Annotated in this window: 10 protein-coding genes; 6 read left to right on the plus strand and 4 right to left on the minus strand. The window is 67.5% G+C overall.

From position 1 onward, the window contains the following. From nadE to asnB, 4 genes are read right to left on the minus strand one after another with little or no spacing between them, the layout of a single operon-like run. Entirely contained in the window at window positions 1–1008 is a 1008-nt protein-coding gene (nadE, locus tag B5Y19_RS10905; RefSeq protein ID WP_055729625.1) for an NAD(+) synthase, read from the minus strand. Beyond that, a complete protein-coding gene (locus B5Y19_RS10910) occupies window positions 1005–2552 on the minus strand; it encodes a class I adenylate-forming enzyme family protein (protein WP_055729624.1) in 1548 nt (515 codons plus the stop codon). Before B5Y19_RS10910 ends, nadE begins: the two co-directional genes overlap by 4 nt. A gap of 24 nt (window positions 2553–2576) precedes the next feature. After that, the gene (locus B5Y19_RS10915; RefSeq protein WP_055729623.1) at window positions 2577–2837 is read right to left on the minus strand and encodes an acyl carrier protein; all 261 of its coding nucleotides are present in this window, start codon (window positions 2835–2837) and stop codon (window positions 2577–2579) included. A 23-nt stretch (window positions 2838–2860) separates the two neighbouring features. Then, window positions 2861–4795, minus strand: coding sequence for an asparagine synthase (glutamine-hydrolyzing) (gene asnB / locus B5Y19_RS10920; protein ID WP_079591473.1), 1935 nt, complete (start codon window positions 4793–4795; stop codon window positions 2861–2863). A gap of 321 nt (window positions 4796–5116) precedes the next feature. Between asnB and B5Y19_RS10925 the strand changes: the two genes are divergently transcribed. The 6 genes from B5Y19_RS10925 to B5Y19_RS10950 all read left to right on the plus strand — a co-directional run bounded on the left by B5Y19_RS10925 (window position 5117) and on the right by B5Y19_RS10950 (window position 11836). After that, window positions 5117–6619, plus strand: a complete 1503-nt coding sequence (locus B5Y19_RS10925) for a GumC family protein (protein WP_079591474.1) — start codon at window positions 5117–5119, stop codon at window positions 6617–6619. 14 nt (window positions 6620–6633) lie between these two features. Further along, window positions 6634–7968: an O-antigen ligase family protein gene (locus B5Y19_RS10930; protein WP_055729621.1), complete on the plus strand. Its 1335-nt coding sequence runs from the start codon at window positions 6634–6636 to the stop codon at window positions 7966–7968. Beyond that, on the plus strand, window positions 7961–8731 hold the full coding sequence (locus B5Y19_RS10935) for a polysaccharide deacetylase family protein (RefSeq protein ID WP_055729620.1): 771 nt from the start codon (window positions 7961–7963) through the stop codon (window positions 8729–8731). The genes B5Y19_RS10930 and B5Y19_RS10935 overlap by 8 nt, the downstream gene beginning before the upstream one ends. A gap of 10 nt (window positions 8732–8741) precedes the next feature. Then, window positions 8742–9983 carry a glycosyltransferase family 4 protein gene (locus tag B5Y19_RS10940; protein WP_055729619.1) on the plus strand — a complete coding sequence of 414 codons (1242 nt, stop codon included), beginning with the start codon at window positions 8742–8744 and terminating at the stop codon, window positions 9981–9983. Window positions 9984–10225: 242 nt separating this feature from the next. Next, complete coding sequence (locus B5Y19_RS10945) at window positions 10226–11401, plus strand: glycosyltransferase family 4 protein (RefSeq protein WP_055729618.1); 1176 nt, start codon at window positions 10226–10228, stop codon at window positions 11399–11401. Between the two features lie 69 nt (window positions 11402–11470). Continuing rightward, complete coding sequence (locus B5Y19_RS10950) at window positions 11471–11836, plus strand: VanZ family protein (RefSeq protein ID WP_055729617.1); 366 nt, start codon at window positions 11471–11473, stop codon at window positions 11834–11836. Window positions 11837–11846 lie beyond the last annotated feature (10 nt).

The raw sequence follows: 11846 nt of genomic DNA on the forward strand, positions 1-11846 counted from the left end.
TCAGCCGGCGATCTCATCCACCGGTCGGACCAGTTGCGGGCCCATGTGCAGGTAGCGCGTCGCCCGGCGTTTGGCGGCGATATCGGCCCAAACGCGCTCGACCTCGACCGCGGTCAGCTTCGCCGCGGCGCCGACCGCTTCGGCGGAGAGGCCATTGTTCAGGCCGTAGAGGCACAGATCCATGCGGTCATAGGGCAGGGAGAAGTAGAACTCCTCCTGCGTCTGCGCCAGCGAGAAGGTGTCGGTCGTCGGCGGGCGGCGGCGGATCTCCTCGGGAACGCCGAGTTCGGCGGCGAGCGCGTAGACCTGGCTCTTGTAGAGATGAGCGATCGGCTTGACGTCGGCCGCGCCGTCGCCGTTCTTGACGAAGAAGCCCTGGTCGTATTCGAGCCGGTTCGGCGTGCCGAGCACGGCGAAGTTCAGCCGGTCGGCGTGGTAGTACTCGATCTGCTTGCGCGTGCGCTGCTTCATGTTGGTGGCGGCGACGACGCCGAGATAGACGGCAGGCGGCATGCGCAGCTTGGTCTGCTTGCCCTGCGGATCCTGCACCACCAGCGAGGAGATGTTGTAGCCGTCTCCCGCGAGCGAGTTGGCGATGACGATCTTCGAGGCCCAGCCGGGCCCGTATTCGGGCACCAGCTCGCGGATGAAGGCATCGCGCCGATCATAGCAGCCCATCGCCTGGAGCGACGGCCCGATATCCTCGACCACGGCCTGGACGCCGAAGGTCTCGGCTACGAGCCGTCCGAGCCGGAGGCTTTCCGGGTCGGAGTCGTTCTCCGGCATGAACAGGCAGAACACGTTCTTGGCGCCGACGGCCCGCACCGCCAGGGCGACCGAGACGCTGGAGTCGACGCCGCCGGAGAGGCCGAGCACCAGCCCGCGCTTGCGCATGCCGCGCAGCTGCTCGCGCAGCGCCGCGACGATGCGTTCGATTTCCGCTGCGCCGTTGATCTTCAGCGTGTCGGCCGAGAAGGCGGGGCCGCGGGTGGCAGGAGAGATGTTCATTCCGCTGCTCCCAGCGTTTCGGCGGCCAGCCTGCGGCTGACCTTGCCCGTGTCGGTCTTCGGCAGCTCGCTGCGGAATTCCACGATCTTCGGCACCATGAAGTCCTCGAGATGGGCGGCGCAGTGGCGGATGATGTCCCGCTCGCTCAGGCTCTCGTCCGAGCGCACCACGACCGCGGCGATGGCGTGGCCGAGCACCGGGTCCGGCACGCCGGTCACCACCGCTTCCGCGATGCCCGGATGGGCATGGAGAACGGTTTCGACCTCCTTGGGCGCGACCTTCTCGCCGCGCGTCTTGATGATGTCGTCCTTGCGGCCGACGAAATAGAGGAAGCCGTCCTCGTCGGTCCGGAAGAGGTCGCCGGTGTGGAGTTGCTTCTCCCAGGGAGCGGCCCCCGGGCGCAGCATCTGCTGGGTGGCCGCGTCGTTGCGCCAGTAACCCTGCATGACATGCGGGCCGCGGATGACGAGCTCGCCCGCCACGCCCGGCGGCACGCGCCGGCCGTCGTCGTCGACGACGAAGGCTTCGGTGTTGGGAATGGCGATGCCGACGGAGCCGGGCCTGCGGTCGAGCTCCTCCGGCGGCAGGTAGGTGCAGCGCTTGCACTCCGTCAGGCCGTACATCGAATAGAGCCGGACCCCGGGGAGAAGCTCGCGCAGCCGGGCGATATGCACCGGCGGCAGCGCCGCCGCGGTGTTCGAGATGTAGCGCAGGCTCGGCAGGAAGCCGGGCTCGAGATCGCGCATCTGCAGGATCAGCGCCGCCATCGTCGGCACGAGCGGGAAGCCGGTGACCTTCTCCGCGCGGATGCGCTCGAAGATCGCCTGCGGGAAGGCGAAGGACCTTTCGAGGACCAGGGTCGCGCCGAGCCGCATCGCCATCAGGAGCTGGTAGAGCCCGTAATCGAAGGCCAGCGGCAGCACGTTGAGGATGATGTCGTCGGGCTGGTTGCGCAGATAGGTGGTGATCGATTCCGCCGCCGCATCGATGTTGCGGTGGGTCATCATCACGCCCTTGGGCCGGCCGGTGGAGCCGGAGGTGTAGATCAGCATGGCCAGGTCCATGTCGATCCCGCCATGGCGAACCGGGGCGGGCGCGGCCTCGAGGCAATCCTCGAAGGCCACGGCACCTTCCGGCGTCCGGCCAGGCTCGGCCTGCGTCGCGGCGACGAAAGGCATCGGCACCGTCACCATGGTGCCGGCTTGCGTCACCACCGGCATCAGCCGCGCCTGCGTCAGGATCGCGGCGGCCTCGCAATCGTCGATGATATAGGCGAGCTTGTCGGCCTTGGTGGAGGCGTTGATCGGGCTGAAGATCGCGCCGGCCTTGAGCGCGGCGAAGATCGAAACCGCCGCTTCCCAGCAATTGTCCATGAAGACGAGGACGCGGTCGCCGCGCTTCACTCCGTTCGCGGCGAGTGCGGCGGCGAGCCGGCTGGAGAGATCGTCCAGCTCGGCATAGGTCAGCCGCTTCCGCTCCGTGACCAGAGCTGTCTTGGCGCCATGCCGCCTGGCGCTGTCGGTGACGAAACTCTCGACCCGCATGACCTGATCCCCCAGCCCTGTCCGCTACGCCGTCGCGGGCGTCTTCGAGGCGACGAAGGCGGTGATGCGCGCGAGCGAATCGAGATTGGCCGGCACGATGTCGGCATCGGCGACGGCGATCCCGTAGCGGTCCTCGATGAAGGCGACGAGTTCGAGAATGCCGGTGGAGTCGATGATGCCGTTCTCGATCAGCGAATCCGTGTCGGCGAGGGCCTGGCTGGTGTCGCCGAACAGGAAGTTCTCGACGACGAAGCCCTTCACGGCGTCCCTGATCGTATCGGTCATGTCTAGTCCTTTCTTGAAAGTCGTCAGGCGGCCTGGGAGCGGCTGTCGATACCGGTGAAGGTCTTCAGCCAGAGCTGCGTCGACAGGATGCCGACGAAAGCCGCATTGTCTCGGAAGCCGGTGGCGGGGCGCGCGCGGCATTTTTCATGCAGCTTCGCCACCGCCTTCGGGTTGAAGAGTCCGGTCGCGCCAACTGCTGCTTCGCTGAGCGCCGCTTCGACGTAATCCGCCGCGCCGGCCCCCACGAAGGAGGCGCTGTCGGGTGCGCGATAGGGTTGCTTGGTACGCTTGCCGATGACGGGCGGCAGCATGTCGCCGGTCGCCTCCCGCAGGATGTGCTTCTCGACCAGCCCCTTGAGTTTCATCTCGGGGGGAAGGCTTGCTGCGAACTCGACGAGCTGATGGTCGAGGAAGGGGAAGCGGCCCTCGATGCCATGGGCCATCGCCATGCGGTCGCCCTGGCTGGAGAGGATGTAGCCGGGCAGCAGGAAGCGGGCTTCGAGATACTGCGCCTGATGCAGCGGATGCCAGCGCGCGAAGGCCGCCGGCAGGCGCGAGGCGAGCTCCTCGGCTGCGTCGTAGTTCGCGAGCTTGCCGCGCAGATCGCCCGAGAAGAACAGCTTGGTCGCCGCCGTGCCGTCGAAGCGTGGCCGGTGCGAGTAGAGCGGGTCGTCCGTCGCGTGGCCGTTCGCGCCGAAGAAGGAGGCGAGGTATTCCGCCGATTGCTGCTGCAGGCCCGGCAGATAGGGATAGAGCTTGCGGAACAGATGCGGCCGGATGCGGGAGCCGGGCTGGCGGGCGCAGAAGCGGCGGACCCGGTTCTCCTTGAAGATGTCGTAGCCGGCAAAGACCTCGTCCGCGCCCTCGCCGGTGAGCACCACCTTCAGGCCGGCTTCGCGCACCAGCCCGGAAAGCTTGAACAGCGGGGCCGGCGCGGTCCTGATGATCGGCCTTTCGGTGAAGCGGATCACGTCGGGGAAGACCGCGGCGATGTCGCCCTCGCGGCAGGCGACCGCACGGTGCTCGGTGCCGAGCGCGCGCGCCATCTCCAGCTGGAAGGCGCTCTCGTCATGCTCGGCGCTGTCGAAGGTGACCGAGAAGGTCTTGAGGCCGGCGGGCGCCATGCCGACGGCGAGCGCCGAGGTGATCGAGGAATCGAGGCCCCCGGAGAGATAGGCGCCGACCGGCACGTCGGCGCGCATGCGGATGCGGGTCGCCTCGGTCAGCAGGGCGCGCAGCTCCTCGGCCGCCTCGCGCTCGTCGGTATGCCGGGAGGGGGCGTCGCGGTCGGGATAGTCCAGGCTCCAATAGGGCCGGGTCGAGACGCTGCCGTCCTGCACGATCATCAGGCTCGCGGGCTCGAGCTCGCTGATGTCGCGGAAGGCCGTGCGGGGCGCGATCGGCGCCCAGAGCGTGAAGATCTGGTCGAGCGCGACGGGGTCGATCTCGGCCGTCACGCCCGGAACCTGGAGGAGCGCCTTGACCTCGGAGGCGAAGTAGAAACGGCCGTCCCGCTGCGTATAGAACAGCGGCCGCACGCCCATGCGGTCGCGCGCGAGCAGCATGCGCCGCCGGCGCGCATCCCAGAGCGCGAAGGCGAAATCGCCGTTGAGGACGGAGAGGCAGTCGTCTCCCATCTCGTCATAGAGATGCAGGATCACCTCGGTGTCGCTGCCGGTGCGGAACCGGCGCCCCCGGGCGCGGAGCTGCTCGCGCAGCTCGACGTAGTTGAAGATCTCGCCGTTGAAGGCGATCGTCAGCTCGCCGGTGGCGTCCGACATCGGCTGCTGGCCGTCGCCGAGCCCGACGATGGACAATCTGGCGTGGCCGAGGCCGACCTCGGGCGCGGTGAAGACGCCCTGCTCGTCGGGGCCGCGATGGGCGATCGCAGCCGTCATCCGTTCAAGGAGCGTTCTCCCATCCCGGGCTGTGCCGAAATAGCCAACGAAACCACACATGCCGAGACGTTCCGAAAGTCGCTCAATTCTTCTTGAACTATAGCCATCCGGAGGCGCGCAGGCGTTAACGGCTCCGGTTATTCCGAGCAATGGTAAATGATGACGCGAGGGAAGCAAACCGGGACGATGCTGCTCGCGCCATCTTTCTGCGCGGCGGTGCGGCCCGGCGGGACCGACGGTGCCGCCTGCGCTTGCCCGCGCGGCCTGCGTCCAGCTTCGGATTAACGCAATATTCAGGGCGGAAGGCTACCTCTACGGCACAGTTGCGGGAGGCAGAAGCGTCTCTTCCGTCTTGAGACCTGGGGTTAAGGACGAAGCGAGATGTATGGGCCGAAGGAGTCGGAACAGCGCCAGACGCCTCGTCCGACCGGCCAGTTTCGGAACGCCAGCGCACCGGCCGATTTCGTGGTCGCTTCCGATGGTACCGTGGTCGAGGGTCGGAGCCTGTCCGCCCGTCTCGGCCAGCTCGGGCGCATCGGCATCGACGACATCCTCGCCTGGCTGCGCGCCGGGATCGGCTGGATCGCGGCGGCCATCCTCCTTTGCTTGGTGGCTGCGCTGGCCTATGCGGTGACGACGCCGCCCCGCTACACGGTCTTCACCGACATCCTGGTCGACCCCTCGAACCTCAACGTCGTGCGCGACGACGTCTTCACCTCCAACCCGCAGCGCGATGCGCAGCTCCTGGAAGTCGAGAGCAAGCTGCGGATCCTGACCTCGCGCAACGTGCTGTCGCGGGTCATCGACAAGCTCGACCTCACGCAGGACCCCGAATTCGTCAAACCGGGGCTGCTGACGCCGCTGTGGAACCTGATCTCGCCGAAGGAGGTCGCGCGCGACAACCGGCTCGCGGTGATGCGCGCGCTGAGCGAGCGCGTCGACGCCCGGCGCGAGGAACGCTCCTTCGTCGTCGTGATGCGCTTCTGGGCGGAGGATCCGGAAAAGGCCGTCACGATCTCGAACGCGATCGTCGATGCCTTCGAGGCGGAGCTCTTCCAGTCGGCCGCCGAAAGCGCCGGGCGGGTCGTGAAAAACCTGAACAACCGCCTCGACGAACTGCGCCGCAACGTCACCGAAGCGGAGCAGAAAGTCGAGGATTTCCGCCGCTCGAAAGGGCTGCAGCTGAACAATGGCGAGCCGGTCAGCGCGCGGCTCTCGAGCGAGATCGACACCCAGGTCCTCGATGCCCAGCAGCGCTTCATCCAGGCGGAGGCGCGCTACAAGCAGATGAGCGCGGCCCTGGCCGAACGACGGACCGCCAGCGCCTCGATCTTCGATTCAGCCACCATGACCAGCCTGCGGGCGCAGCTCAACACGCTGCAGCAGCAGATCGGATCGACAAGGGCGACCTTCGGCGCGCGGCATCCGCAGATGGTTGCGGCCCTTTCGGAGCAGCAGGCCGTCGACGCGGCGCTGACGCGCGAGGCCCGGCGCATCCTCGATGGCGCGAAGGCGGAGGCCGAACGGGAGCGTGCGGCGCTGGCGACGCTGCGCGGCAAGGCCGACGACGCCAAGTCGAACGTGTTCAGCGACAATGAGGAGCAGGTGCGGCTGCGCGACCTGCAGCGCGATGCGCGGGCCAAAGCGGCGCTCTACGAAACGCATCTGGCGCGCACCCAGCAGATCAGCGAGCGGCAGCAGATCGACACCAGCAATGTCCGCGTCATCTCGCGGCCGCTGCCGCCGAAGGCGCGCAGCTGGCCGCCGCGCACGCTGATCCTGCTCAGCGTGGCCGGCTTCCTCGGTCTCCTGCTCGGGATCACGATCGCTCTGGCACGTGGCGCGTGGCGCTATCTGCGCGATCCGCTGCCGGCCGACGCCTGAAGGCGCCGCAGGCCATGCGGGAGGTCGCGCCTGGAAGGGATGGCGGAGCGGAGGGGTTCAGGGCGAGCGTCGGCCCCCTCCTGTTCATGGCGGTCTTCCTGTTCTCCTGGATCACGCTGAGCCCTTTCGTCGACATCTCCGGCGAGGCCGTCCTCGATCAGTCGGCGCGCGAGTCGAGCCTGCTGAACCAGCTCGTCTCGCTCGGGCTCTTCGCCTGCCTGCTCGGCTTCGGGCTCTCGCACCCGCTGCGCGGCATCATCTTTCAGCCGCATGTTCTGCTGGGGCTGATATTTCTGTGGCTCGGCTTCGTCTCGACCGTCGTGTCGAGCTATCCCTTCCAGGGCATCAAGGGCATGGTGCTGGCCGTCATCGCCATCGTGAACGGCAGCGTCCTCCTGCTGCTGCCGCGATCGGAGAGGCAGTTCGCGAAGCTGCTCGGCCTGGGATGCCTCATCGTCCTGGCCGTTTCCTATTTCGGCATCCTGTTCAAGCCGAACCTGTCGATTCATCAGACGTCCACGGTGCTCGAGCCGATGAATGCCGGGCTGTGGCGCGGCCATTTCCGGCACAAGAACGACGCCGCCGTCGCCATGGTCGTCATGGTCCTCTTCGGGCTCTTCGCCATGAAGGTATGGTCCCGCATGGCGGGTGCAGCGATCGTCTGCCTGGCGTTCTTCTTCCTGCTCAACACCGGGGGGAAGACGTCGACGGCGATGCTCCCGGCCGTGCTGGTCGTGGCCTGGGTCTTCGAAAGGGTGCGCGTCCTGCGCGCGCCGATCGTCATCGGCGGCATCGCGCTCTTCAACCTCTTCGCCGTGGGGTCGGCGGTCATCCGGCCGCTGGGCGAGTTCGTCTCGGAGCTCGGCATCGACGCGACCTTCACGAACCGGGCGGATATCTGGCGCCTGGCGTTCGGGGCGATCGCCGAGCAGCCCCTGACGGGCTACGGCATGAAGGGTTTCTGGCAGACCTCGCAGCTCGTCAATGGCGGCGGGGCGATCGAGACCTGGGCGGTGGCGGCCTCCCACGCGCATAATTCCTATCTCGAGATGATCCTGATGATGGGGGTGCCCGGTCTGCTGCTGACGCTGGTCTGGCTGGTCTTCCTGCCGCTCTATCATATCTCGCGCATCGATTCCGCGAACGCGCACAGCGACCTGACCCGCCTGTTCGTCAGGATATGGTTGTATGTCCTGGCCCATGCCTGCCTGGAGAGCCTGTTCTTCGAGGGATCGAACCCGCTCTGGCTGACCTTCCTGGTCGCGATCTACGGCCTTTCTCTTCAAACCTCCGCCGGGCTGCTGCCGGAGCCGGACGCCAAGCCGCAAAGGGCCGTCGCGCATGCCTAACCTCTCCGAAAACCTCTGGCGGAACGGCGGGATCGCGGACCGGCTGGCGAACCGGCTGATCTGGAAGTTCGCCGGCGGGCGGCGCCCCCTGGCGACCGATGCCCCGCTGGTCTCCTTCACCTTCGACGACGTGCCGGACAGCGCCCTGAGCGAGGGCGCCGCGATCCTCGAACGACATGGCGCGCGCGGCACCTTCTACATCGCCGGAGGCCTTGCCGGGCAGGTCGAGCCCGAGCGGGTGCTCATCTCGCCGGAGGGCTGCCGGGAGCTCGCCGCGCGCGGCCATGAGGTCGGCTGCCACACCTTCTCGCACCGCCGGATCCGCGACATTTCCGGCAGTGAGCTGCCGCGCGACCTCGACCGCAATGTCGCCTATCTCAAGGGTGCCGGCGTCGCGCGGCCGCCGGCCAATTTCGCCTTTCCCTACAATGCGGCCTGGCCGCTTGCGCGCCCCGAATTTCGCCGCCGCTTCCGCAGCTGCCGCGGCGCCGGCGAGGCGGTCAACCGCGGGGCCGTCGACCCGCTGATGCTGAAGGCGGTCGAGATCCGCCAGCCGGAGGCGGAGGCGCGGGCGCTGACACGCTGGATCGACGATGTGGCCGAGGCGCCGGGCTGGCTCGTCTTCTTCACGCACGACATCGCGGCACGCCCGACGGCCCATGGCTGCACGCCTGAGACCTTTGAGCGGCTGGTCGCCCATGCGGTCGACCGTGGCTGCACCGTGCTGCCCGTGGACTGGGCGCTCGACCGGCTCGGCTGGTGAGGAGGCCGCGTTGTCGCGTTCACAACCGGGCGGAAAGCGCCTGCTGGCGATCAACAACTACTTCTATCGCCGCGGCGGCGCGGAAGCGGTCTTCTTCGACCATATGGCGATGTTCGCGCAGATCGGCTGGGACGTGGTTCCCTTCGCCATGCAGCACGAGAACAATGTTCCCTCGCCCTGGTCCGGCTATTTCGTCTCCGAGATAGAGTACGGCCGGCAGACGAGCCCGCTGCGCAAGATCGCGCAGGCCGCCAGCGTCATCTATTCCGTCGAGGCCCAGCGCAATATCGCCAGGCTGATCGCGCAGGCGCGCCCCTCCGTCGCGCATGCCCACAACGTCTACCACCACCTCTCGCCCGCGATCTTCTCGACCCTGAAGGAGGCCGGCATCCCTGTGGTGATGACGGCGCATGACCTGAAGCTCGCCTGCCCGTCCTACAAGATGCTGCGCGCCGGCAAGGTCTGCGAGGATTGCCGGGGCGGGCGGATCTACAACGTCCTGCGTCATCGCTGCGTCAAGGATTCGATCCCGCTCAGCGGGTTGGTGCTGGTCGAGACGATGCTGCACCGGGCACTCGGGCTCTATCGCGACAAGCTCGACCGGATCGTCGTGCCCAGCCGCTTCTATCTGGAGAAGCTGGTGGAGTGGGGCTGGCCGCGCGAGAAGCTGACCTACATCCCCAATTTCGTCGATGTCGAGGGCTTTCGGGCCGATTGGGAGGAGGGCGACTACGTCGTCTTCGCCGGCCGGCTCGCGCCGGAGAAAGGGCTGGCGACGTTGATCCGGGCGGCTGCGCTCGCGAAACAGCGGCTGATCCTGGCCGGAACCGGGCCGGAAGAGGCCGCGCTTCGCGAACTGGCGGCACAGACCGGCGCGGATGCGCAGTTCGTCGGCCATCTGTCCGGGCAGGATCTGCACCGCCTGATCGGGCAGTCGCGCGCGCTGGTTCTGCCCTCCGAATGGTATGAGAACGCGCCGATCAGCATCCTCGAGGCCTATGCGCTCGGACGTCCGGTGATCGGCGCCGCCATCGGCGGCATTCCCGAGATGGTCCGGGACGGGGAGACGGGCTTGCTCGCGGCTTCGGGAGACGCCGAAGACCTCGCTCGCAAGCTGTCCGCTCTCGCGGCACTGACGGCCGCCCGGCGGGCGGAGATGGGGCGTGCGGGCCGCGAATGGATCGCCTGGGAGTTCTCTGCGGCGGCCTATCGCGACCGGACGCTCGCGCTTTACGAAGCGCTCGGCAGCTGAATTGGAATGGCGGCCTGGTCGTAAAGGTTAACAAAAGGAAAACGCCGCGGCAGGACGGGGTTGCTTGTCGCTGAGCCGGCGATCTTTGTATATCTTCGCATCTTGGGGGATAAGATTTCTCGGTCGCAGACTTTTCCCGACCCTTGGGGAAACCTTTCGGAGTTATTCAGGGACATGTGCGAAGCCTGCAGGCTTGCAGCGTTGCTCCCGGCTCGACCGGGAGGCGGCGGCTGGAGGCGATCATGACCAGTCTTCCCATCGAGGCGCCTCCCGGCCAATCCGCTGTCGCCGCGAAGCACGAGCCGCGCAGGCATATCGTCTTCCTGGGGCTGCGCGGCATCCCGAATGTCCAGGGCGGCGTCGAGAAGCATGTCGAGATGCTCGCGGGCGAATTGACCGCCTGCGGCTGGGATGTGGAGGTGATCGGGCGCAGCCGCTACCTGCCCCATGCCGGCACGAAGACTTGGAACGGCATTCGGGTCCTGCCGCTCTGGTCGCCCCGCAAGATGGCGCTCGAGGCCATCGTGCACACCTTCCTCGGCGTCTGGGTCGCGGCATGGCGCCGGCCCGACATTCTGCACATCCACGCCATCGGGCCGGCGCTGCTCGTGCCGCTTGCCCGGCTGCTCGGACTCAAGGTCGTCGTCACCCATCACGGCTATGATTACGACCGGCAGAAATGGGGCGGCTTCGCCCGGCGGATGCTGAAGCTCGGCGAATATTGCGGGATGCGGCTGTCGCACGGCCGGATCGCGGTTTCGAACGAGGTCGCGCGAACCATGTCCTCGCGCTACGACGCCCCCGTTGCCTTCGTCCCGAACGGCGTCACGGTCCCGCACAACCGGACGGAGACAGGCATCCTCGGCGAGTTCGGCCTGCGGCCGAAGCGCTATGTGCTGCTGGCGGCGCGCTTCGTGCCCGAGAAGCGGCAGACCGATCTGATCAAGGCCTTCGCAGCCTGTGGCCATGCCGATTTCCAGCTGGTCCTCGCCGGGGGGGCGGAGTTCGAGACGCCGTATTCGGCCGAGGTGAGGGCGCTTGCGGGAAGCGTGCCCGGCGTCGTGCTGACCGGCTTCCAGACCGGGGACAGGCTGGCGGAACTCTTCGCCAACGCGGCCCTGTTCGTGCTGCCGTCGAGCCATGAGGGCATGCCGATCGCGCTGCTCGAGGCGATGGCCTACGGGTTGCCGGTGCTCGCCAGCGACATCGTCGCGAACAAGGAGCTCGGCCTTCCGGCCGCCGACTATTTTCCGCTGGGCGATATCGACGCGCTGGCGCGCGGGATGGCCAGCAAGCTGGAAAACCCGCCCAGCGACGAGGCGTCGCATGAGCAACGGCTGCATGTCGAGCAGGCCTACAGCTGGCCGAGCGTCGCCGAGAAGACACTCCAGGTCTACCGTTCCTTGCTGGCAAGATAGGCTGCTTGCCTCGCACGCCTTGCCGCGCGACAAGGCCCTCTTCGCCACACAGCCGGAGACGGGCGGGTCATGACTGCGAGAAGATGTCTGCGTGTCCTGCCCTGGCTCACGCTCGCCTTCATCGTTTTCGCGACGCTGTCCTCGCTCGAAATGCGCCCCCGGACCGGCTCCGTCCATCTCGAGCGCTTCGGGGCGTTCTGGCTTCTCGGCTTCCTGTTCGCCGCCGTCTATCCGAAGCGCCTCGGCACGATCCTCCTGCTCGTGACGGCGGCGGCCGTGGGGCTGGAGTTCTTCCAGCTGCTTTCGCCGAGCCGGCATGCGCGATTGGGAGATCTGCTGGTCAAGGCGGCCGGCGGCGCCTGCGGCGTCGCGGTCTGTTGGCTGGCGCTGCGGTGGCTGCCGGCATTTCGGGATCTGGTGGCACGCGAGCCCTGACGGCGCCGTC

The sequence above is a fragment of the Allobosea thiooxidans genome, assembly GCF_900168195.1.
Taxonomy (GTDB): domain Bacteria; phylum Pseudomonadota; class Alphaproteobacteria; order Rhizobiales; family Beijerinckiaceae; genus Allobosea; species Allobosea thiooxidans.

Excerpts from the sequence above, each read along its gene's own strand:
- B5Y19_RS10915 (WP_055729623.1), bottom strand. The coding sequence starts at position 2,837 with ATGACCGATACGATCAGGGACGCCGTGAAGGGCTTCGTCGTCGAGAAC.
- B5Y19_RS10910 (WP_055729624.1), bottom strand. The coding sequence starts at position 2,552 with ATGCGGGTCGAGAGTTTCGTCACCGACAGCGCCAGGCGGCATGGCGCC.
- B5Y19_RS10930 (WP_055729621.1), top strand. The coding sequence starts at position 6,634 with ATGCGGGAGGTCGCGCCTGGAAGGGATGGCGGAGCGGAGGGGTTCAGG.
- B5Y19_RS10945 (WP_055729618.1), top strand. The coding sequence starts at position 10,226 with ATGACCAGTCTTCCCATCGAGGCGCCTCCCGGCCAATCCGCTGTCGCC.
- nadE (WP_055729625.1), bottom strand. The coding sequence starts at position 1,008 with ATGAACATCTCTCCTGCCACCCGCGGCCCCGCCTTCTCGGCCGACACG.
- asnB (WP_079591473.1), bottom strand. The coding sequence starts at position 4,795 with ATGTGTGGTTTCGTTGGCTATTTCGGCACAGCCCGGGATGGGAGAACG.
- B5Y19_RS10950 (WP_055729617.1), top strand. The coding sequence starts at position 11,471 with ATGACTGCGAGAAGATGTCTGCGTGTCCTGCCCTGGCTCACGCTCGCC.
- B5Y19_RS10935 (WP_055729620.1), top strand. The coding sequence starts at position 7,961 with ATGCCTAACCTCTCCGAAAACCTCTGGCGGAACGGCGGGATCGCGGAC.
- B5Y19_RS10925 (WP_079591474.1), top strand. The coding sequence starts at position 5,117 with ATGTATGGGCCGAAGGAGTCGGAACAGCGCCAGACGCCTCGTCCGACC.